Source organism: Streptosporangium sp. NPDC051022, assembly GCF_040683035.1.
Taxonomy (GTDB): Bacteria; Actinomycetota; Actinomycetes; order Streptosporangiales; family Streptosporangiaceae; genus Streptosporangium.
The window spans coordinates 72564-93294 of record NZ_JBFBCF010000009.1 but is presented as its reverse complement, the minus strand read 5'-3'; the positions used below and the strand labels follow the sequence as shown (position 1 = coordinate 93294).

The following is a 20731-nucleotide window of genomic DNA, read 5'->3' as shown; positions in this document are numbered from 1 at the left end:
ATCGGTAACCTTGTTCGTGTGACCGATGAAGTGACGAACCCCGTCGAGGATCTGCCCGAGCAGATGCGCGTACGCAGGGAGAAGCTCGACCGCCTTCGCTCCGAGGGCGTCGACCCCTACCCGGTGAACTTCCCGCGTACCGCGACCAACGCCGAGATCCGCGAAAAATACGCCGATCTCGCCGCTGACACCGCGACCGGCGACAGGGTGGGCGTCACCGGACGGGTCATGCTGTCGCGGACCGGAGGCAAGCTCTGCTTCGCCACGATCCGCGACGGCTCCGCCGACCTCCAGATCATGGTCTCCCTCGACAAGGTGGGTGAGGAGTCGCTGGCCGCGTGGAAGCGGGACGTGGACCTCGGCGACCACATCGGCATCGAGGGCGAGGTCATCACCTCCCGCAGGGGTGAGCTGTCCATCCTCGCCGACCGCTGGGCGATCACCTCCAAGTGCCTGCGCCCGCTGCCGGAGAAGCACGCCGGTCTCACCGACCCCGAGGCGCGGGTCCGCCTGCGGTACGTGGACCTCATCGTCAACGACGAGGCCAGGAAGATGGCCCACACCCGCAGCGCGGTCGTGCGGTCGATCCGTGACTTCTGGCACGGTGAGGGCTACCTCGAGGTCGAGACGCCGATGCTGCAGCCGGTCCACGGCGGCGCCGCGGCCAGGCCGTTCAAGACCCACATCAACGCCTACGACATGGAGCTCTATCTCCGCATCGCGATCGAGCTCTACCTCAAGAGGCTCGTGGTCGGCGGCATCGAGAAGGTCTTCGAGATCAACCGCAACTTCCGCAACGAGGGCGCGGACGCCACCCACAACCCCGAGTTCACGATGCTCGAGGCCTACGGGACGTATCTCGACTACAACGACATGGCCGACCTGACCCAGCGGATGATCCAGAACGCGGTCGTGGCCGCGCTGGGTCACTCGGTGGTCGTCCACCAGGGCCAGGAGATCGACCTGGGCCTGCGGGAGTGGCCGCGGATCACCCTCTACGGGTCGGTCTCGGCGGCGCTGGGCGAGGAGGTCACGACCGAGACGCCGCTGGAGCAGGTCCGCAAGCTCGCGGACGCGCGGGAGATCCACTGGGACGCCAAGTGGGGTCAGGGCAAGCTCGTCCAGGAGATCTTCGAGGCGCTCGTCGAGCACACCCTCGTCCAGCCGACGTTCGTCATGGACTACCCGCTGGAGACCTCCCCGCTGACCCGTCAGCACCGGGACAACCCGCTCCTCACCGAGAAGTGGGACCTCATCGGCTTCGGCACCGAGATGGGCACCGCCTACTCGGAGCTGGTCGACCCGGTCGAGCAGCGCCGCCGTCTCACCGAGCAGTCCCTGCTGGCCGCGGGCGGTGACCCCGAGGCCATGCAGCTCGACGAGGACTTCCTCGCCGCGCTGGAGTACGCCATGCCGCCCACCGGGGGCATGGGCCTCGGTGTCGACCGTCTCATCATGGCCTTCACCGGCAAGAACATCCGCGAGACCATCCTGTTCCCGCTGGTCAAGCCGACGAGCTGAGCCCGTCCGGCGCGGCGCCCGGGACGCGGGCGCCGCGCCGGGACGGGAGTGTGGCGCCGGGGTGAGAAAGGCGATACCGCCCTGGGAACCCCGGCGTCCTGCGGGCGTGCCGCCGCCCTCGTTCCGCACACCTTCGCGTTGCCCGTTTTGTACAGTTTTGTACCGTGTCTGCGCTTTTTTGTACCGTGCCCGCGCCTTCGTTCCGGGCCGTTCGGAAGCCGCGGCCGGTTCCCCGTCCCACGGCCGCGCCCCGTCCTGCGGTCACTCCTCGTCTTATGGTCGTTCCCCGGCGGCCGCTCCCTGTCTTATGGCCACTTCCGACGGCCGTTCCCCGTCGTGTACGGCCGCGCCCCCGCCGTACGCCGGTCTGGTGTTCCGTGGATGCGTGCCTTTCGTGCCTCCCCGTACCTTTCGATGGCTTCATGTGCCTTTTCGGCACCGCCGGGCCGTACGGGGGCGCGGTCGTGTGCTCTGCGGCCGCGCGTTTCCCGGCTAGGCGGTTTCGGGCGGACGTTCCTCTGACGCGTGGGTTTCGGCGGGGTGGGTTTCGGGTGTGCCTTCGAGGCCGGTCATCAGCCAGTTCAGCGCCTTGGCGAACAGTTCGGCCGGAACCGCGGAGGGGTCGGCGCGGCGCTGGATCACCAGCCCTTCGAAGAGACCGATGATCACGGTCGCCACCGCGGTCGCCTCGTGGGACGTGTGGTGCGCGGCCACGAGGTGGGCGACGGCCGTACGGGGGGCCCACCAGCGGTTGGCCAGCCGGCCGAGCAATTCCGGCCGTGGCAGCGCGTAGCGCAGAAACTCCATTTCGAGCGCGCTCGACACCGTGTGTTGATCGGCTAGTTCCGCCAGATATGCGCCGAATGCCGCAAAATCGGGGACGTCGTCCTTCCATTGCGGGGGGATTCCGCCGCCCACGTCAAGGGGGTGGGGGACGTGCTCGTCGAAGACCGCGCGGAACAGGTCGTCTTTTCCGGTGAAATGAGAGTAGAGGGCGCCGACCGTGTGGCCCGCCCTGGAGGCGATCTCGTCCACCGAGGCCCCGGCGAAACCTTGTTCTGCGAAGACTTCGGCTGCGGCGGCCAGCAGGCGCCTGCGGGTGCGGGCCTTGGCTTGGTCCCGACTTAACCGTAAAGGCACCGACATATCATGAGTACTTCACGTAGCGCCCGCTATGTCAACAGCGCGTGCTACCTCTATGAAGAGCAGAACTTGACGACCTTTGAACAAGCCGTTTACCGTTCCTGGCGGGCGGCATTGATTCCAGACAACTCACGCCTCGGTCACAGGTGCGGGGGGAGCGACTCCAGATGGCATATCCCGAAGTGGATTCCCGTCGCGGCGACGGCCTCCTGAGCGTGGGCGAGATCGGCCTCAGCGACGAGGATCTCGTGTTGCTGGCGGAGCTCGCCAAGGGGGTCACCGTGGATCGGGTGGGCCGTCGTCTCGACATCAGCGGCCGGACGGTCCGGCGCAGGCTCCGCGGGATCTGCGACCGCATCGGTGTGGCGACGGCGATCGAAGCCGTGGCCTGGGCCGCCCGCAGACGGCTGATCTGAGCCTGTTCCGCGGAGTCCGGGCTTTCCTGCCCCTTGGGACTCTCGGCGCGGCCAGGTGCCTCTGAGCGCCGCGACAGGCCGTTCCGCGCCGGGAGGGCCGGGACAGCCGGGAGGGCCGCGGCCCGCTTCCGCGGGCCACGACCGGAAGCGCCTCAGTCGGCGATGCGCACGCCGCCCGCGAAGGGCCGGTTGTCGATCGTGGTGACGTGGACGACGTCACCGGTCTGCGGCGCGTGGACCATCAGGCCCGCGCCGATGTAGATCCCGACGTGGTGCAGGTCGCTGTAGAAGAAGACCAGGTCTCCGGGGCGGAGCTCGTTTCTGGAGACGTGGGTTCCGGCCGTCCACTGGTCGCCCGTGTAGTGCGGCAGGCTGATGCCGACCTTCTGGTAGGCCCACATCACCAGGCCGGAGCAGTCGAAGGTGCTGGGCCCCTCCGCGCCCCACACGTACGGTCTGAGCTGCTGGGTGAGGGCCCAGCGGGCGGCCTCGGCGGCCTTGCCCTCGCCCGTGATCGGCACGTTGATCCTGACCCGGCTGCTCCGGTTGCGGGCGGCCTGCGTGCGCACCTCGCTGAACAGGTCGCCCTCGACCCTCTTCACCAGGCGCTCGATCCTGGTGCGCCTGGCCCCCAGCTGGGAGAGGAGGGTGTTGACCTCGTCGGTGCGGGCCTTGGCACCGGCCTGGGCGCGCTTGGCGGTCTCGATCGCCTCGCCGATCTGGGCGACCTCCTGGCTCTGCTGCTGCTGGAGCGCGTAGTTCGTGGTCGCCTGGTCGAGGAAGGTCTCGGGGTTGGACGACTGGGTGAAGGCGAGCGCGGAGGCCAGGCCGCCCGCCATGTAGGTGCTCTGCGCCAGCAGGGTGGCCTTGGAGCGCCGGGTCTCCAGCTCCGCCTCGCTGACGGCGAGGGTCTTCTTGGCGCTCGCGGCGGCGCGCTGCGCCTCCTTGAGCTTGATCCGCCCGCCGTTGTACTGCTCGCTGAGCGTCTCGATCTCGGTGTGCAGTTTCTCGGCCTGCTTGGCGAGCTGCTGGAGGCTGGGCTTCGGTTCGGCGGTCGCCATCAGGGGAGTGCCGAGGACCAGGGAGGCGAACACCAGCCCGACGACCGTCATCCGGCGCGATAGCCCGCGCGTCACGTGTTCTCGATGGCGGGCATGCCTGCCCGCGCGCTCTCTCCCACGGTTGCGCGTGCGCTTCACCAACAGGCTCCTCTCTCGGCCGCCTGCCGGGTTAGCTGACGGGTTCGGGCCGGAGGCAGCCCTACCGTGCGCCGGTGGCGCTTCGGATTCACCCCGGGGGACTGGAGGGTGGGTCCCCGGCTCCCCATCTGCGGGGATTCGGCGGGTTCAGCACTTTACGTTGCTGACATCGAGCACGGACATTAGTGCAATTGGAGGTTCATGCTCAACCAGAACTGCAAAGCCGGTAGAGCTTTCACAACTGAAATGTCACGGGAAGGTCACGTCATTTCAAGATCGACATATGTGTCACGCAGGCCCCGGATCTTTCGGGCCCGTTCGCGTGAGAGGTCGTCGCAGGTCTGCGTTCCACGAGGGGATCGGACCGGGTGTACGGCCGGCGCGCCCGCCCCGCGGCGGCCGGTGGGCTGCCGCGTGTCATCCGGCGGATCCGAGGGGGGAGTTAAGGACGAGCCGTAAACAGACGCTGACGAGGACGTACGCTGATCGGTCATGGAGCAGGTAGCGGAGCAGTTTCCGGCGCGGGCCGTACGTGATTCCGGGGCGGTGGAACGACGGGCCGGAGACGGCGGCGGAGAGGCCGGCGCCGAGGTCGCGGGGGAGCGGTCGCCGGGCGGTCCGGGGGCCGGGACGGCGGTGGTCACGGTGCGCCGTGCCCGCACCCCGGACGTGCGCGCCATCCGGCGGCTCGTCGACACCTACGCCGGGGCGGGGCCGCGCCTGCTGGAGAAGGCCACGGTCACCCTGTACGAGGACGTCCAGGAGTTCTGGGTGGCCGACAGGGGCGGCGTCGTCGTGGGGTGCGGAGCGCTTCACGTCCTCTGGGAGGACCTCGCCGAGATCCGGACCGTCGCCGTCGACCCCGGATGCCGGGGGCTGGGCATCGGGCACCTGATCGTCTCCTCGCTTATCGGCACCGCGGGCGATCTCGGTCTGCGCCGGGTCTTCTGTCTCACCTTCGAGGTCGATTTCTTCGCCAGGCACGGATTCAAGGAGATCCAGGGGACGCCCGTCTCGCCCGAGGTCTACGCGGAACTGCTCGCCTCGTATGACGAGGGTGTCGCCGAGTTCCTTGACCTGGAGCACGTCAAGCCGAACACCTTGGGGAACACGCGAATGCTGCTTCATCTGACACGGCGGGACGCCTGAGTTGACTGTGGTGCTGACTGATCGGAAAGGTGACTGTTGATACCTATGTCGATACCTTGTGCACCAGCATGCATGTGAGTCTGACATGTGCCACATGCACAGTCGAAGTGAGGTGACGCGGTGAGCACCGGACAGCCGCCGTATCCGCAGGATGATCCCGACCGCGCACCGTCGGGTCATCCTCAATACGGACAGAATGCGGGTCGAGCCCCTGGCGAACTCGACCCCGATGTGACAGTCGTGGGATATCGATCCGAGAACACGGGACCGGGGCAGGCCCAGCCCGGCTACGGTCAGCAGGGCTACGGCCAGCAGGCCGGTTACGGGCAGCAGGCCGACTACGGCCAGCAGGCTTCCCAGCCCGGCTACGGCCAGCAGCAGGGTTACGGCCAGCAGGGCGGTACGGGCGCGTACGGCCAGCAGGCCTCCTCCCAGCCCGGTTACGGGCAGCAGGGCGACTACGGCCAGCAGGCTTCCCAGCCCGGCTACGGCCAGCAGCAGGGTTACGGCCAGCAGCCCGGGTACGGCCAGCAGGCCGCCTCCCAGCCCGGCTACGGGCAGCAGGGCGGTACGGGCGCGTACGGCCAGCAGGGCGCCTCCCAGCCCGGTTACGGGCAGCAGGGCGACTACGGCCAGCAGGCCTCCCAGCCCGGCTACGGTCAGCAGCAGGGCTATGGCCAGCAGCCCGGGTACGGCCAGCAGGCCGCCTCCCAGCCCGGCTACGGCCAGCAGCAGGGCTACGGACAGTCGGCCGACTACGGTCAGCCGGCCGACTACGGCCAGCAGACGGCCCAGTCCGGCTACGGCCAGCAGCCCGGGTACGGCCAGCAGCCGGGCTACGGTCAGCAGCAGGGCTACGGACAGCCGGCCCCTTCCTACGGTCAGGGATACGCCCCCCAGGGCGTGGTGCCCCCCGGTCTCCCCGCCCCCCTCGCGGAGTGGTGGCAGCGTCTGGTGGCCCGGATCATCGACGGCGTCATCCTGGCGATCCCGACGGTGATCGTCTCCCTCGTGCTGACCATGATCCTGGTCACCACGCCGAGCTTCGACATCAACACGGGGAAGGTGACGGAGGGCGGCGGAATCGTCCTCGCGGAGATCGTCGTCGCCCTCGTCGCGGGCCTGATCTACATCGCCTACGAGTTCCTGATGCTGAAGCAGAACGGGCAGAGCGTCGGCAAGATGGTCATGGGCATCAAGGTCGTGACGGTCGGCGGCACCCTCCAGGGTGGTCTCTCCTCCGACCTCGCGCTCAAGCGGGCGGCCGTGCTCTTCGGCCCGCTCGCCCTGCGCGGGGTTCCGTTCCTCGGGTGGATCGCCAACATCTTCTACCTGGTGAACACGCTCTGGCTGTTCTGGGACAAGCCGCTGCAGCAGTGCCTGCACGACAAGGTCACCATGACGGCGGTCGTCAAGACCAAGTAGTTGTACGAAAAGGGGCCGGCGGGTTCAACCCGCCGGCCCCTTTTCGCGTACGAGTGGGGAAAGGTGACCGGTAACGCCGTCCCGCCGGGATGCGATGGAAGCGCAAACCCATTCGCGACGGCGTGAGGAGCGTTATGGCCGTCCACCCGCCTCCGGCGGCGACAATCGCCGCGGATCGCAGACGCCACGGCAGGGCGGGCCTCGTCGGTCGCGGGGCACCCGGCCCCGTGAACTCCGCGCGTCCGGCCTTTGGGGCCCCGCAGGGGCCGCCTTATGGGCCGTCGTCCGCCGAGCGTTATGAGGTCCCAAAGGGAGAACGCCCGGCGCCGGGACTTCCCACACCGCCGGCCGAAAGGGCGGCGCTCCGGGGACACCCGCATCCCGGCCGGTGTCATCTTCGTGTCCCTCAAGTGATTGTCCAACCGGACTTCTCCTTCACCCGCCGGGCGAGGGGTGGAGACCTTCTTACCGATGCCCGCTCGGGAGCCCCGGTGTTGCCGTGGTTGTTGGAGAGTCCGAACCCGTTTGGTGGTTATACGGTCTACGACTATGTCCTAGATGCCAGACAAGGACGTACTCTTGGTAAGAAAACGAGGAAGATCCGTCTTCTTCTGTCCGGCGGAGTCGTACCACGGCCTCCCGGCGGATGAAGCGGGCAGCTCTCTATCCGGGTGTTCTTCACACTGAGGTCATTCCGGTGGTGAACCCGCCGGTTGCGATCTTCAGGTTCACGGCGGGCCTGTCCACCCTGGCCCACCGTCCCCCTCACCAGGAACTTCGCGGTGAGGAGCCGGACACCCCGGCGGCCGCGGGGCCGGGACCGCATTGGTTTTCCGGCGGAGCCGATCACCGCATGATCACCCTGTCGGTTTTTCCCTCCGGCTTTACGGAGTGCAACCGGTAAGACGGCTGGAGAGAAGCATTAAGGTGGTGAGCGGCGAGCGTGGCCGCCCCCGTGACACCCTCCGCCCGCAGGTGACGCTATGGTCATCTGTGGACGGATCCGGACTGATCGAGCGAGCCCTCCGGGCAGGGCCCGGATGTCGCCGGCAAAATTTCCATGGTCCCCGAAAGTTACCCACGGTGCGGAGCGAGGACGAATGAACGACGTATTGTCCGCGTTGATACCCCCGGTGGTCGTCGGCGGGGCCTTCATCTACGGAGTTGTCAAGCTTCTTCGGAGTGAAGCCGCCGGCCGCCGCCCGGCAAAACGGCAGGATCGGCCTGAGTCGCAGAACAGCTGATCCACTCCCCCCTCCGGGGTCCGGCGAGAATCGCCGGGCTCCCGGAATTGCCGCTCTCCGATTGCGGGTATATGTTTAGCTAGCGAATGAAACAATACTCCGCGAAAGGATTGCGTAGATGGCCAAGCAGATCCAGGAGATTCTCATCGACGACCTCGATGGGGGCGAGGCCAATGAGACTGTCGCCTTCGCGATTGACGGCACCAGCTATGAGATTGACCTCAGTGACGTAAACGCGAAGAAGCTCCGCGACTCCCTGTCGCCTTTCGTGCAGAGCGCCCGCCGTTCCGGCGCGCTCGCCCCCCGTCGCCGCCGTGCAGGTGGCACCCGGGCACTCACGAGAGAGAAGAGCGCCGACATCCGGGCGTGGGCCAAGTCCCACGGTCTTAATGTCAGCGAGCGCGGTCGAATCGCCTCCAAGATCGTCGAGCAGTACGAGCAGGCTCACTAGATCGTTGAATCATGCGGTTATGGCGGCCACGGTGGGGTCCGGTGGCGGCCATGACCGCATGACGCGTTTGAGCGGCCGACAAACGTCGTTCGCTTGCGGCGTATCGGGAACATCGCACCCCCCGCAAGTAGTTGGATGGAGGGTGAACGCCCTGCTCTCGGGGAACGTCTTCTGCGTAGAGCGGTCGCCGGGTCGGGGCTACCATGCGGGATGACAGGGCCCGGATATCCCGGACCTGCCTGACCGCTCTGTGAGGAGCGACGAGATGTTCGAGAGGTTCACCGACCGCGCACGGCGGGTTGTCGTCCTGGCCCAAGAAGAGGCCCGGATGCTCAACCACAACTACATCGGTACGGAGCACATTCTTCTTGGCTTGATCCATGAAGGTGAAGGCGTTGCCGCCAAGGCTCTGGAGAGCCTCGGCATCAGTCTTGAAGGTGTGCGTCAGCAGGTCGAGGAGATCATCGGCCAAGGACAGTCTGCGCCGTCGGGGCACATTCCCTTCACCCCGCGCGCGAAGAAGGTTCTTGAGCTGTCGCTCCGCGAGGCCTTGCAACTGGGGCACAACTACATCGGCACCGAGCACATCCTGCTCGGCCTCATCCGTGAGGGCGAGGGAGTCGCCGCTCAGGTGCTGGTGAAGCTCGGCGCGGATCTCAACCGCGTCCGGCAACAGGTCATCCAGTTGCTCCACGGTTACCAGGGCAAGGAGCCGGCCGCCTCGGGCGGTCCGCAGGAGGCGGCGCCGTCGACCTCCCTTGTGCTGGACCAGTTCGGCCGGAACCTGACCCAGGCCGCCCGCGAGGGCAAGCTCGACCCGGTCATCGGCCGGGAGAAGGAGATCGAGCGGGTCATGCAGGTCCTCTCCAGGAGGACCAAGAACAACCCCGTCCTGGTCGGCGAGCCCGGCGTCGGCAAGACCGCCGTCGTCGAGGGCCTGTCCCAGAAGATCGTCAAGGGCGAGGTGCCCGAGACGCTCAAGGACAAGCAGCTCTACACCCTGGACCTGGGCGCGCTGGTCGCGGGCTCGCGTTACCGCGGTGACTTCGAGGAGCGCCTGAAGAAGGTCCTCAAGGAGATCCGCACCCGCGGCGACATCATCCTGTTCATCGACGAGCTGCACACGCTCGTCGGCGCGGGTGCCGCGGAGGGCGCGATCGACGCCGCCAGCATCCTCAAGCCGATGCTGGCCCGTGGCGAGCTGCAGACCATCGGTGCCACCACGCTCGACGAGTACCGCAAGCACCTGGAGAAGGACGCCGCGCTCGAGCGCCGCTTCCAGCCGATCCAGGTGGCCGAGCCCAGCCTCAGCCACACGATCGAGATCCTCAAGGGCCTGCGTGACCGTTACGAGGCGCACCACCGGGTCTCCATCACCGACGGGGCCCTCGTGGCCGCCGCGCAGCTGGCCGACCGCTACATCAGCGACCGGTTCCTGCCGGACAAGGCGATCGACCTCATCGACGAGGCCGGCTCGCGCATGCGCATCCGCCGCATGACCGCGCCGCCGGACCTGCGCGAGTACGACGAGAAGATCGCCAACGTGCGGCGCGACAAGGAGTCCGCGATCGACGCGCAGGACTTCGAGAAGGCCGCCGCGCTGCGCGACCAGGAGAAGCAGCTCCAGCTCAAGCGGGAACGCCGTGAGAAGGAGTGGAAGGCCGGCGACATGGACGTCGTGGCCGAGGTCACCGAGGAGCTCATCGCCGAGGTCCTGGCGACGGCCACCGGCATCCCGGTCTTCAAGCTCACCGAGGAGGAGTCCCAGCGGCTGCTCCGCATGGAGGAGGAGCTGCACAAGCGGATCATCGGCCAGGACGACGCCATCAAGGGTCTGTCCCGTTCGATCCGCCGTACCCGCGCCGGTCTGAAGGACCCGCGCCGCCCGGGTGGCTCGTTCATCTTCGCCGGCCCGTCCGGTGTCGGTAAGACCGAGCTGTCCAAGGCGCTCGCCGAGTTCCTGTTCGGGGACGAGGACGCGCTGATCATGCTGGACATGTCCGAGTTCATGGAGAAGCACACCGTCTCCAGGCTGTTCGGCTCTCCTCCCGGCTACGTCGGATACGAGGAGGGTGGCCAGCTCACCGAGAAGGTGCGGCGCAAGCCGTTCTCCGTGGTCCTCTTCGACGAGATCGAGAAGGCTCACCCGGACATCTTCAACTCGCTGCTGCAGATCCTGGAGGACGGTCGCCTGACCGACGCCCAGGGACGGGTGGTCGACTTCAAGAACACCGTCATCATCATGACGACCAACCTCGGCACCCGCGACATCTCCAAGGGCATCGGGGTCGGCTTCGCGAAGTCCAACGACACCGAGTCGAACTACGACCGGATGAAGGCCAAGGTCCAGGAGGAGCTCAAGCAGCACTTCCGGCCCGAGTTCCTCAACCGTGTCGACGACATCGTGGTCTTCCACCAGCTCACGCCGAAGGAGATCATCCAGATCGTCGATCTGATGCTCGCCCAGGTGGCGCTGCGCCTGAAGGACCGCGACATGGGGATGGAGCTCACGCAGGAGGCCAAGCAGCTGCTGGCCGACCGTGGCTACGACCCCGTGATGGGCGCCCGTCCGCTGCGCCGGACGATCCAGCGCGAGCTGGAGGACACGCTGTCGGAGAAGATCCTGTACGGCGAGCTCAGGCCCGGCCAGATCGTCAAGATCGGGATCGAGGGCGAGGGCGACAACGCGAAGTTCACCTTCGTCGGTGAGACCGCGCCCGCCAGCCAGGTCCCCGACTCGGCCGCCGCCATCGCGGAGCCGATCCAGCACTAGACGGCATACCAGCGGTAAAACGAGCAGACCCCGCCGTGAGGACATCACGGCGGGGTCTGCTCATTTGTTATCCAAGGAGGTATCCCACCACCACAGGTAGTACTACACTCTGTAGAGTGAGCCTGGAAGGGCTCACCAAGTGATCCATATGCTGTACCGATTGCGGCGAGACCGGTCCTGAGATCAGCCCGGCGGCGTACCGGCGAATCAGCTGCGCGAGTGACGCGGAGCCCGGTGCCCGTACGGAATGCTCGGCGAACCGGGCCGAGTTCCCGGCCGGGCAGGACCCCGCCGACCCATGCTGTCGTGACCGCCTGGGGGCAATCAGGGTCACTTACCCGAAGGCACCACAATCCTTGGAGGCATCGGATGCGTTTGCGACACCAGGACGGGACTCTCGTTCACCTGTCCTACAACGCGGGCGTCCATCCCGCTGAGGACCTGGAGAACCTGATCGCGCACCTGACCCGATACGCGGTTCCGGTGCGCAAGCGTCTGGGCGTGTCCCGGATGGGCGTCGGGCTCTGGCTCTCCCCGGGCGTCGCCGACCATCTCGTCGCCGACCGCATCGAACTGGTCCGCCTGCGCCGCTCCCTGGAGGAGCGGGGCCTGGAGGTCGTCAGCCTCAACGGCACCGGCGGCCGCAACCAGGAGTCCCCGGGGCCCGACTGGGCCAAGCCGGAGCGCTACCGCTACACGATGGCGCTGGCCAAGATCCTGGCGTTCCTGCTGCCGGAGGACGTCCAGTTCGGCAGCATCTCGACCATCCCCATCGGCTGGCGCCGTGACTGGCCCGCCGACCTGCACGCCATCGCCGCGCGCCGCCTCGAACGCCTCTCCCGCGAGCTGCGCGGCCTCTACAGCGTCACCGGAAAGACGATCAGGGTCGGCTTCGAGCCCTGGCCCGGCTGCGTGCTGGAGACCACGAAGCAGGCGCTCGAACGGGTCTGCGACATCGACTCCGAGCACCTCGGCGTCTGCCTGGACGCCTGCCACCTGGCGGGCGGCGCGGAGGAGGCGGGGGCGGCCCTGCGCGGCCTGGCCGCGGCCGGTGCCCCGGTCGTCAAGCTCGGCCACGTCCACAACCACTTCGGCGACGCCTGCCAGGAGCTTCCGAGCACCCGCTCGGTCCTGGAGGACACCCTCACCGCCATGCTCTCCGGCGCGGTGCACGGCACCGCCCACATCGAGGTCGAGACCCACGACCTGGCCGTGCCGCTGCGGGCCAAGGGGCCCGGAGCCCTGGTCAACATGCTCGCCGAGGAACTCGACTGGGCCCGCACCAACCTCACCGCCCTCGGCCTGAGCCTCGCCGCCTGATCCCCACCCGGACCCCGGCCTGCCCCCCTGCCCTGCCGCCCGAGTCTCCACCCGGGTCCGGCCTGGGCCGGGGGCCGGCGTGTCGCCCGAGTTTCCACCCGGGTCCGGCCTGGGCCGGGGGCCGGCGTGTCGCCCGCCTGCCTTCACCGTGCCCGTGCGGGCGCCGGTACGGCGGGGGGTGGCACGGGGCGGATCGGCGCCTGTGAGCGGTGCTCGACCCGGTGCGCGTTCCCGGGCACGCCGGCTCCGGCCCGGGCCCGGTCGTCTGCGGGGCGGGCCTGGGTGCCCGGAGTGCGAGGGGTCCGAGGGTCAGGCGGGCAGCCGGTAGGTTCCGTCGTCGAGGACCTCCGCCAGGCCGTCGGCGACCAGGCCGTCGAGGGCGCGCTCCCGCTGCGGGGCGTCGTCCCAGACCACGTCGAGGGCGTCCTTGGGGACGGGGCCGTGGGCCTGGCGCAGGACGGCCAGCAGGCGCCCACGGCACTGGCGGTCGGTGCCGGCGTAGGTCTGCCCCTTGCGGGCCGGCCCCTCGTAGGGGGGCTTGCCGGCGAGCCGCCAGGCGCACAGGTCGAGGATCGGGCAGTCGGCGCAGCGCGGGGCGCGGGCCGTACAGACCAGGGCGCCCAGCTCCATGACGGCGACGGCCCAGACGGGGGCGTCCTCGGCGTCCGGCAGCAGCGAGGTCGCGAGCCTGCGTTCGGCGGGCGTGGTGGCCTTGGGGGGATACTCCTCGCTCCGCACCGCCCGCGCCAGCACCCGGCGGACGTTGGTGTCCAGGACGGCGTGCCGCCCCCCGAAGGCGAAGCTGGCCACCGCCGCCGCGGTGTACTCGCCGATGCCGGGCAGCGTCAGCAGGGTGGCGTGGTCCGCCGGAACCTGCCCGCCGTGGTCGTCGGTGATCGCCCTGGCGCAGGCGTGCAGGTTGAGGGCGCGGCGCGGGTAACCGAGGCGGCCCCAGTGGCGTACGGCCTCGCCGGGCGGCTCCTGGGCGAGGGCGGCGGGCGTCGGCCAGCGCTCCATCCACTCGGTCCAGACGGGAAGCACCCGGACCACCGGGGTCTGCTGCAACATGATCTCGCTGACCAGGACCGACCAGGGGGAGGCGTCCGGGGTACGCCACGGGAGGTCGCGGGCATTGCCGGCGTACCAGCTGAGAACGGGTTCCAGTAGACGGTTCGACTCGGGCACCCTCCGACGATAGTGCCGTCCAAGGCGTGGTTCACCGCCTTCGCCCGGTTCGGCTCGCCGAAACGGGGTGGCGGGAGCGGCGGGTCGCCCCTCACGGCCCACGGGGAATCTTCATACTGTGCGTATGGATCCGGACACTTTCCGTAGCGACATAGGGGTGGACGTCTACTGGCGGCGCCGGATGGCCGCGCTCGTCGGCGTGCTCGTGGTGGTGGCCATCGTGGCGTGGGCCTGTTCGGCGAGCGGGCCGGACGGCGAGCCGAAGGCGAACCCCCTGGCGGGCGAGTCGCCCACGCCGGATCCGATACTGGCGCTGCTGCCCGCGGTCACGATCACTCCCACTCCCACGCCGACGTCGTCCGTCTCGGCGACCCCCACCGCCTCGGCCAAACCCAAGCCGCCCGTCAAGACCAGGCGGCCCGGCGAGACCTGCGACCCGTCCGACCTCGTGCTGCACATGCAGGGGCAGGGGGAGATCTACACCGGGCGCGACCGGCCCCGCTTCATCCTCACGCTGGTGAACACCAGCAAGGTGATGTGCACGGCCGACGTCGGGTCACGGGCGCTGGAGGTCCTCATCACCTCGGGGACGGACCGCGTCTGGTCGTCCGCCGACTGCGTCAGCGGTGAGACCGAGGACGTCCACCGGCTCGACCGGGGCATCCCGTACGTCCGGCAGATCGAGTGGGACCGCCGCCGTTCCGGCGGGGACTGCGAGGCCGAGCGTGCCGCCGCCAGGACGGGGACCTACGTCGCCACGGTCAGCGGCCTCCACCTCAAGAGCCGCAAAACCGTCTTCCATCTGCGTTAGGGGCCCACGCCGGAGGCTCCCCGTGTTCCGGCCGGCGTCCGCAGGGTGCCGGTGGTGTGGTCGCGGGGTGAGGCCGCTTTCGCGGAGATGTCAGACGTAGCGTTCCAGGATGGAGGACTCGGCCAGCCGGGACAGGCCCTCGCGGATGTGCCGCGCCCTGGCCTCGCCGACCCCGCCGACCTCCTGGAGGTCGCCGGTGCTGGCGGCCAGGAGCTTCTGCAGGCTGCCGAACTGGTCGACCAGGCGGTCGACCACCGTGCCGGGCAGCCGGGGCACCTTGGCCAGCAGGCGGTAGCCACGGGGGCTGACCGGGGTTTCCAGCGCGTCGCTGCCCGACTGGCCCAGAACCTGGGCGACGGCGGACAGGTCGAGCAGGCCGTCGGAGGAGAGCTGCTCAAGGTCGTGCAGGGCATCGGCGAACTTGCGCGGGCGACGGGCCGACGCGGGCAGGTAGTCGCGCACGATCAGCTCGCGGTCGCTCTCGGTGCCGGCGGCCAGCTCGTTGAGCTGCAGGGAGAGCAGCCGTCCGTCGGTGCCGAGCTCGACCACGTAGCCGGCGATCTCGTCGGAGATGCGCCGGACCATCTCCAGCCGCTGGGCGACCACCGCCACGTCGCGGACGGTCACCAGGTCCTCGATCTCCAGCGCCGACAGCGTGCCGGACACCTCGTCGAGGCGGAGTTTGTAGCGCTCCAGCGTGGCCAGGGCCTGGTTGGCCTTGGACAGGATCACCGCCGACTCCTCCAGCACGTAACGGATCCCGTCGAGGTAGAGGGCGATGATCCGCATGGACTTGCTGAGGGAGATGACGGGGAAGGCCGTCTGCACGGCCACGCGCTGGGCGGTGCGGTGCCGGGTGCCGGACTCGTCGGTGGGAATGGACGGATCGGGCATCAGGTGAACGGCGGCTCGAACGATCTTGTGATCGCCGGAGCTCAGCACGATGGCGCCGTCCATCTTGGCCAGTTCACGCAGTCGCGTCGCGGAGAACTCGACGTCCAGCTCGAACCCGCCGCTGCAGATCTCCTCGACCGTGCCGTCGTAGCCCAGCACGATCAGACCGCCTGTGTGCCCGCGGAGGATGCGTTCCAGGCCATCGCGTAACTCGGTGCCCGGTGCGACCGCGGCGAGAACGCCTCTGCGGCGTTCGTCGAGCCCTTGTTCGTCGAGTCCCTTGTAGGTTGCTGCCACATGACCCCCGTGGTCTGCGTGTCACACTCAGCTTACCGGCGGAGGCACTGCGGAGTCCTGACCGCCGGACTGCCGAACCTAGGTGACGTGGGTGAGCGCGTCCCAAACATTCTCCGCTTCGACAACGTCGAAACCCGGCATGAAGTTCGCGCCCCGGCCGCCGACGGGGACGAGGGAGCGGGCGCCGTCGCGTCTCTTGCCCGCGTCGAGGGAGCCGGCGGGGACCAGGGCGCGGGTGAAGCCCAGCCTTGAGGCCTCCGACAGCCGCCGCCGGACGTCGCGCACCGGGCGCAGCTCCCCGGCCAGGCCGACCTCGCCCAGCACTACCAGACCGCGGGGCAGCGGCTTGTCCCCGGCCGCGCTGGCCACCGCGAGCATCACCGACAGGTCGATCGCCGGATCGCTGAGCTTGATGCCGCCGACGGTCGCGGTGAACACGTCGCAGCCGCCGAGCTTGGCGTTGAGCCGTCGTTCGAGCACGGCCAGCACCATCGTCACCCGGTAGGTGTCGAGACCGGAGGAGGAGCGGCGCGGCTGCTGGGCCTCGGTCCGCGCGACCAGGGCCTGGACCTCGGCGGGCAGCGGCCTGGTGCCCTCCAGGGTGACGGTCACGCACGTGCCGGGCACCGGGTCGTTGCGGTGGGAGACGAACAGGCCGCTGGCGTCCGCGATGCCCTCGATGCCGGCCTCGTGCAGGTCGAAGCAGCCGACCTCGTCGACGGGACCGTACCGGTTCTTGATCGCGCGGACCATGCGGAGCCGGGAGTGCCGGTCGCCCTCGAAGTGGAGCACGACGTCGACCAGGTGCTCCAGCGTCCGGGGGCCCGCGATCGAGCCCTCCTTGGTGACGTGGCCGACCAGCACCGTGGACATGCCGCGCTCCTTGGCCAGCCGGATCACGTTTCCGGCGACCTCCCGGACCTGGGTGACGCCGCCGGGCACCCCGGTGGCCAGGGCCGAGCCGATCGTCTGCACCGAGTCGACGATGAGCAGGTCGGGCTGGACCTTCTCCACGTGGGCGACCAGCGCGCCCAGGTCGGTCTCCGCCGCGAGGTAGAGACGGTCCTGGATCGCACCGATCCGGTCGGCCCTGACCCGCACCTGGGAGGCCGACTCCTCGCCGGTGATGTAGAGGACTGTCTGCTGACGGGCGATCTTGGACGCGGCCTCCAGCAGGAGCGTGGACTTGCCGATGCCGGGTTCTCCGGCCAGCAGCACCACCGCACCGGGCACCAGGCCGCCGCCGAGCACCCGGTCGAGCTCGCCGACCCCGGTGCTGCGGGCGTGCGCCGTCTCGGCCCTGACCTGACCGATCGGGACGGCCGGGGCCGAGACCGCCCCCGCCGAGGCGACGGTGACGCCGCCGCGCGCGCTCTCCTCCTCGACCGTGCCCCAGGCCTGGCACTCGCCGCAGCGCCCCACCCACTTGGCGGTCTGCCAACCGCACTCGCCGCAGCGATAGCCGACCTTCTTAGCCATGGCCGCACGTTACCCGTCCGGGCCGACAACTTTCATCTCGTACGGCACGGCCGTGCCGTACGAAGGCCGCCCGGGGACCGCCCGGTCAGGTCAGATGTGGCCTTCGAGGTCGGCCAGGAGCAGGCGCTTCGGCTTGGCGCCCTTGATCTGCCGCACGACCTCGCCGTCCTTGTAGAGGTTGAGCGTCGGCAGGCCGAGGACGCCGTACCTGGCGGAGATCTCGGGGTAGTCGTCGGCGTTGAGCTTGGCGATCGTGACGCGGTCGCCGTACTCGGCCTCGATCTCCTCCAGGACCGGCGCGATCATCCGGCACGGGCCGCACCACTCGGCCCAGAAGTCGACCAGGACGGGCTTGTCGCTGTTGAGCACCTGCTCGGTGAAGTTGTCGGCGGTCAAAGTGATCATGATTCCTCCTGCTTTGTGAACACGCATCCGGGGCAGGCGGCGCTCAGCTGCCCCGCGACCTCGGCCCTGCGGACCAGCAGCGCGCGGATCTCGTCGTCGATCTCGGCCAGCTTGCGCCGGTAGACCGCCACCGACTCCGGACAGGACGCCCCCGAATCGTGTCCTGCCCGCAGGCACGCCACGAACGGCCGGGCGTCCTCCAGCGTGAACCCGACGGTCATCAGCGTCCTGATCTCGGCGACGAGCCTGAGGTCCGCCTCGCTGTACTCCCGGTAGCCGTTGGACGCCCGCCGGGCCACGATCAGCCCCTGCTGCTCGTAGTAGCGCAGCGCCCGGGTGCTGACCCCCGTCCGCCTCGCGAGCTCCCCGATCCGCATCCGGCCCTCCTTATGGGCATCACGGTAGACATTGACGCCGACGTCAAGGTCAAGCGGCGAACGGCGCCCGCCGCATTCCCCGGCCGGGCCCGGGAGCCGGGGAACGGTGGCCGCGGGGGAGCGGCGGGCGGGATTCGCCGGGGTCACGCGCGTCGTCGTCGCGATCGAACGCGAAAAATATGATGTTCGTCACCATCGCCGCCGTTCGCGGGAGAGAACGGCCCACCCGTACGGCGGGCGACGCCGGGCGCTCCGCCCCCGAGGCTCCTAGAACCGCTTCCAGCGGAGCACGTTGGGATAGGCGATCTCCAGGCCCGGGGTCTCCGCGATGGCCTGACCGGCGACCGCGGGGGTGAACTCGATGCGGAGCACCGCCTCGAGGTCGGCGCGGCGCTCGAAGACCATGCGCAGGTCGAGAGGGTCGCGCCGCCAGCCCTGGCGGGCCCAGAAGTCCTCGACGGCCTTGGCCGAGTAGGAGGGGACCGACCGGCTGAACCAGCGGCCGAACGCGCCGCGGGTGGCGTCGAGGTCGATCACGAAGGCCGTGCCGCCGCGCCGTACCACCCGGGACAGCTCGGCCAGGCCCGGCTCGCAGCCGGGACCGAAGAAATAGGCCCAGCGGGCGACGGCCACGTCGACCGAGGCGTCGGGGAGCGGAAGGTCCTGGGCGGTGGCCCGGTGGACCTCCACGTTGGGCAGGGCGCGGCAGCGGCGCCTGGCCAGCTGGACGAGGTCGTCGTGGGGCTCGACGCCGATCACGCGGGCGGCCGTGGCGGACAGCGAAGGCAGGTGGTAGCCCGTGCCGCAGCCGATGTCGAGGACGGTCGCGGCGGCCGGCGGCCTGATGGCGGCCATGGCCGCCTCGACGCGGCCCTCGGGGTCGACCGCCCGGTTCTCCAGCTCGTACGTCTGGGGCGTGTTCCAGATGTTCGGGCTGGGAATGGCGCCCTTCATGAACCGCGACATGCCCCAACGGTAGCGACACGCGGATCCGCCGCGGTCCGTCCGGTCTCCTTTCCCCGGCGCGCTGGTGATGTCGTACGCCACTGTTCGCCCGGCGCGCTTAGGCTGGCAAGGTGAGCGAGCGAGCCGAGGGCGACAGGGGTGTCCGCTCACACGGACTCCGGCCCGGAGACGAGGAAGTCGTATGAGCGTTACCCGAGTGACCAGCGCGAAGATCGCACTGTCCACCGCGTCGGTGTACCCGGAGCGCACACCGGACGCCTTTGAGCTGGCCTCGCGACTGGGATACGACGGTGTCGAGATCATGGTGGGCGCCGACCCCGTGAGTCAGGACATCGACGTCCTGGAGCGGCTGTCGGACCACTACGGGCTGCCGATCCTGGCGATCCACGCGCCGTGCCTGCTGGTGACCCAGCGTGTGTGGGGCAAGGACCCCTGGGCCAAGCTCCAGCGGGCGCAGCAGGCCGCCGAGCGGGTCGGGGCCAGGACCGTGGTCGTGCATCCGCCGTTCCGCTGGCAGCGCGACTACGCGCGCGAGTTCGAGATCGGCCTGGCCAGGATGCGCGAGGAGACCGACGTGGTCTTCGCGGTCGAGAACATGTTCCCGCTGCGGGCCAGGGGCAACGAGATGATCCCCTACTCGCCCGACTGGAACCCGATCGACTACGACTTCCCCCAGGTCACCCTGGATCTCTCGCACACCGCCGTGTCCGGCTCGGACGCGATGGAGATGGTCGGCAAGCTCGGTGACCGGCTCGCCCACCTGCACCTGGCCGACGGCGTCGGGATAGCCAACAAGGACGAGCACCTGGTCCCCGGGCGGGGCAACCAGCCGTGCGGGCCGGTTCTGGAGCGCCTGGCGGGCAACGGCTACGACGGGCTGGTCGTTCTGGAGATCAACACGCGCAAGGCCGCGGGCCGTACCGAGCGGATCGACGACCTCGCCGAGGCGCTGGCCTTCGCGCGCCTGCACCTCGCCGCCCCCGCCAAGCCGGGGACCGCCGGGACCGCCGGCTCGGGGACCGGGTCCGCCAAGGCCGGGTCGTCGGGTCCGGGCGCGTGACCGAGCAGGCGTCGGCGAGCAGGCGGCGGCCGGGGCGCAGGCCGGGGTCGGCGGACACGCGAGGGCAGATCCTCGCGGCGGCGCGCGAGGCCTTCGCGGAGAAGGGGTTCGACAAGGCGACGGTGCGCGGCATCGCCAGGCGGGCGGAGGTCGACCCGGCGCTGGTCCACCATTACTTCGCGAGCAAGGAGGGCATGTTCGTCGCGGCGATGGAGCTGCCGATCAACCCCGAGAACGTCATCCCGCTGCTGCTGGCCGGGCCGCGCGAGGAGATCGGCGAGCGGCTGACCCGGTTCGTCCTGACGATGACCTCGGAGGCCGCGGCGCGTCAGCCCGTGCTGGCGCTGATGCGCACCGCGATGACCAACGAGCGGATGGTCGTCATGATCCGCGAGTTCATGACGCAGGCGCTGCTGAACCGGGTCGCGGAGGCGCTCGGGATCCCGCCGCTCCGGATGGAGCTGGCCTTCGCCCAGCTGTTCGGCACCGTCCTGGTCCGCTACGTGCTCCAGTTGGAGCCTCTCGCCTCGGTCGGCGTCGAGGAGCTGGTGGAGCTGCTCGCGCCCACCGTCCAGCGCTATCTCGACCCGCTGTGATGCCGTTGAGTGGGCAGATT

General features: G+C 69.3%; 18 protein-coding genes and 1 riboswitch. Of the genes, 10 read left to right on the top strand and 8 right to left on the bottom strand.

Going from position 1 to position 20731, the window contains the following annotated elements:
* The first annotated feature begins 18 nt into the window (after window positions 1-18).
* A complete protein-coding gene (gene lysX, locus AB0N02_RS17555) occupies window positions 19-1521 on the top strand; it encodes a bifunctional lysylphosphatidylglycerol synthetase/lysine--tRNA ligase LysX (protein WP_363947153.1) in 1503 nt (500 codons plus the stop codon).
* A gap of 492 nt (window positions 1522-2013) precedes the next feature.
* On the opposite strand, the gene AB0N02_RS17550 is transcribed toward lysX, so the two are convergent.
* Window positions 2014-2667, bottom strand: a complete 654-nt coding sequence (locus AB0N02_RS17550; RefSeq protein WP_363947150.1) for a helix-turn-helix domain-containing protein — start codon at window positions 2665-2667, stop codon at window positions 2014-2016.
* A gap of 164 nt (window positions 2668-2831) precedes the next feature.
* Between AB0N02_RS17550 and AB0N02_RS17545 the strand changes: the two genes are divergently transcribed.
* Window positions 2832-3080, top strand: coding sequence for a LuxR C-terminal-related transcriptional regulator (locus AB0N02_RS17545; RefSeq protein ID WP_271215229.1), 249 nt, complete (start codon window positions 2832-2834; stop codon window positions 3078-3080).
* Between the two features lie 152 nt (window positions 3081-3232).
* Here the strand turns inward: AB0N02_RS17545 and AB0N02_RS17540 are convergent, their stop codons facing one another.
* On the bottom strand, window positions 3233-4216 hold the full coding sequence (locus tag AB0N02_RS17540) for an NlpC/P60 family protein (RefSeq protein ID WP_363947147.1): 984 nt from the start codon (window positions 4214-4216) through the stop codon (window positions 3233-3235).
* A 68-nt stretch (window positions 4217-4284) separates the two neighbouring features.
* Window positions 4285-4433: riboswitch (cyclic di-AMP (ydaO/yuaA leader) on the bottom strand.
* Window positions 4434-4915: 482 nt separating this feature from the next.
* Here AB0N02_RS17540 and AB0N02_RS17535 point away from each other — a divergent pair.
* The 5 genes from AB0N02_RS17535 to AB0N02_RS17515 all read left to right on the top strand — a co-directional run bounded on the left by AB0N02_RS17535 (window position 4916) and on the right by AB0N02_RS17515 (window position 12641).
* A complete protein-coding gene (locus AB0N02_RS17535) occupies window positions 4916-5428 on the top strand; it encodes an amino-acid N-acetyltransferase (RefSeq protein WP_363947553.1) in 513 nt (170 codons plus the stop codon).
* Between the two features lie 240 nt (window positions 5429-5668).
* Window positions 5669-6853 carry an RDD family protein gene (locus tag AB0N02_RS17530; protein ID WP_363947144.1) on the top strand — a complete coding sequence of 395 codons (1185 nt, stop codon included), beginning with the start codon at window positions 5669-5671 and terminating at the stop codon, window positions 6851-6853.
* Between the two features lie 1362 nt (window positions 6854-8215).
* Window positions 8216-8548 carry an Lsr2 family protein gene (locus tag AB0N02_RS17525; RefSeq protein ID WP_363947141.1) on the top strand — a complete coding sequence of 111 codons (333 nt, stop codon included), beginning with the start codon at window positions 8216-8218 and terminating at the stop codon, window positions 8546-8548.
* A gap of 265 nt (window positions 8549-8813) precedes the next feature.
* Window positions 8814-11321 (top strand): ATP-dependent Clp protease ATP-binding subunit, encoded by a 2508-nt coding sequence (locus AB0N02_RS17520; RefSeq protein WP_363947139.1) that lies wholly within the window; start codon window positions 8814-8816, stop codon window positions 11319-11321.
* A 369-nt stretch (window positions 11322-11690) separates the two neighbouring features.
* The gene (locus tag AB0N02_RS17515) at window positions 11691-12641 is read left to right on the top strand and encodes a TIM barrel protein (protein WP_363947136.1); all 951 of its coding nucleotides are present in this window, start codon (window positions 11691-11693) and stop codon (window positions 12639-12641) included.
* 309 nt (window positions 12642-12950) lie between these two features.
* Here AB0N02_RS17515 and AB0N02_RS17510 read toward each other — a convergent pair whose 3' ends face one another.
* Window positions 12951-13826 (bottom strand): A/G-specific adenine glycosylase, encoded by an 876-nt coding sequence (locus AB0N02_RS17510; protein ID WP_363947134.1) that lies wholly within the window; start codon window positions 13824-13826, stop codon window positions 12951-12953.
* Window positions 13827-13950: 124 nt separating this feature from the next.
* On the opposite strand from AB0N02_RS17510, the gene AB0N02_RS17505 reads away from it, so the two are divergent.
* A complete protein-coding gene (locus AB0N02_RS17505; RefSeq protein ID WP_363947131.1) occupies window positions 13951-14637 on the top strand; it encodes a hypothetical protein in 687 nt (228 codons plus the stop codon).
* A 90-nt stretch (window positions 14638-14727) separates the two neighbouring features.
* On the opposite strand, the gene disA is transcribed toward AB0N02_RS17505, so the two are convergent.
* From disA to AB0N02_RS17480, 5 genes are all read right to left on the bottom strand, one after another.
* Complete coding sequence (gene disA, locus AB0N02_RS17500) at window positions 14728-15828, bottom strand: DNA integrity scanning diadenylate cyclase DisA (RefSeq protein WP_363947128.1); 1101 nt, start codon at window positions 15826-15828, stop codon at window positions 14728-14730.
* Between the two features lie 78 nt (window positions 15829-15906).
* Window positions 15907-17307: a DNA repair protein RadA gene (gene radA, locus AB0N02_RS17495; protein WP_363947124.1), complete on the bottom strand. Its 1401-nt coding sequence runs from the start codon at window positions 17305-17307 to the stop codon at window positions 15907-15909.
* Between the two features lie 90 nt (window positions 17308-17397).
* Window positions 17398-17712, bottom strand: coding sequence for a thioredoxin (gene trxA, locus AB0N02_RS17490; RefSeq protein ID WP_363947121.1), 315 nt, complete (start codon window positions 17710-17712; stop codon window positions 17398-17400).
* Complete coding sequence (locus AB0N02_RS17485; RefSeq protein ID WP_363947118.1) at window positions 17709-18089, bottom strand: MerR family transcriptional regulator; 381 nt, start codon at window positions 18087-18089, stop codon at window positions 17709-17711. Before AB0N02_RS17485 ends, trxA begins: the two co-directional genes overlap by 4 nt.
* Window positions 18090-18356: 267 nt before the next feature.
* Entirely contained in the window at window positions 18357-19055 is a 699-nt protein-coding gene (locus tag AB0N02_RS17480) for a class I SAM-dependent methyltransferase (protein WP_363947115.1), read from the bottom strand.
* Between the two features lie 181 nt (window positions 19056-19236).
* Here AB0N02_RS17480 and AB0N02_RS17475 point away from each other — a divergent pair, with 181 nt between their 5' ends.
* A complete protein-coding gene (locus tag AB0N02_RS17475) occupies window positions 19237-20115 on the top strand; it encodes a sugar phosphate isomerase/epimerase (RefSeq protein ID WP_363947112.1) in 879 nt (292 codons plus the stop codon).
* Complete coding sequence (locus tag AB0N02_RS17470) at window positions 20112-20711, top strand: TetR family transcriptional regulator (RefSeq protein WP_363947109.1); 600 nt, start codon at window positions 20112-20114, stop codon at window positions 20709-20711. The genes AB0N02_RS17475 and AB0N02_RS17470 overlap by 4 nt, the downstream gene beginning before the upstream one ends.
* Window positions 20712-20731: the final 20 nt, after the last annotated feature.

Excerpts from the sequence above, each read along its gene's own strand:
- radA (WP_363947124.1), bottom strand. The coding sequence starts at position 17,307 with ATGGCTAAGAAGGTCGGCTATCGCTGCGGCGAGTGCGGTTGGCAGACC.
- AB0N02_RS17550 (WP_363947150.1), bottom strand. The coding sequence starts at position 2,667 with ATGTCGGTGCCTTTACGGTTAAGTCGGGACCAAGCCAAGGCCCGCACC.
- AB0N02_RS17525 (WP_363947141.1), top strand. The coding sequence starts at position 8,216 with ATGGCCAAGCAGATCCAGGAGATTCTCATCGACGACCTCGATGGGGGC.
- AB0N02_RS17505 (WP_363947131.1), top strand. The coding sequence starts at position 13,951 with ATGGATCCGGACACTTTCCGTAGCGACATAGGGGTGGACGTCTACTGG.
- AB0N02_RS17545 (WP_271215229.1), top strand. The coding sequence starts at position 2,832 with ATGGCATATCCCGAAGTGGATTCCCGTCGCGGCGACGGCCTCCTGAGC.
- AB0N02_RS17485 (WP_363947118.1), bottom strand. The coding sequence starts at position 18,089 with ATGCGGATCGGGGAGCTCGCGAGGCGGACGGGGGTCAGCACCCGGGCG.
- AB0N02_RS17520 (WP_363947139.1), top strand. The coding sequence starts at position 8,814 with ATGTTCGAGAGGTTCACCGACCGCGCACGGCGGGTTGTCGTCCTGGCC.
- AB0N02_RS17475 (WP_363947112.1), top strand. The coding sequence starts at position 19,237 with ATGAGCGTTACCCGAGTGACCAGCGCGAAGATCGCACTGTCCACCGCG.
- trxA (WP_363947121.1), bottom strand. The coding sequence starts at position 17,712 with ATGATCACTTTGACCGCCGACAACTTCACCGAGCAGGTGCTCAACAGC.
- AB0N02_RS17480 (WP_363947115.1), bottom strand. The coding sequence starts at position 19,055 with ATGTCGCGGTTCATGAAGGGCGCCATTCCCAGCCCGAACATCTGGAAC.
- AB0N02_RS17515 (WP_363947136.1), top strand. The coding sequence starts at position 11,691 with ATGCGTTTGCGACACCAGGACGGGACTCTCGTTCACCTGTCCTACAAC.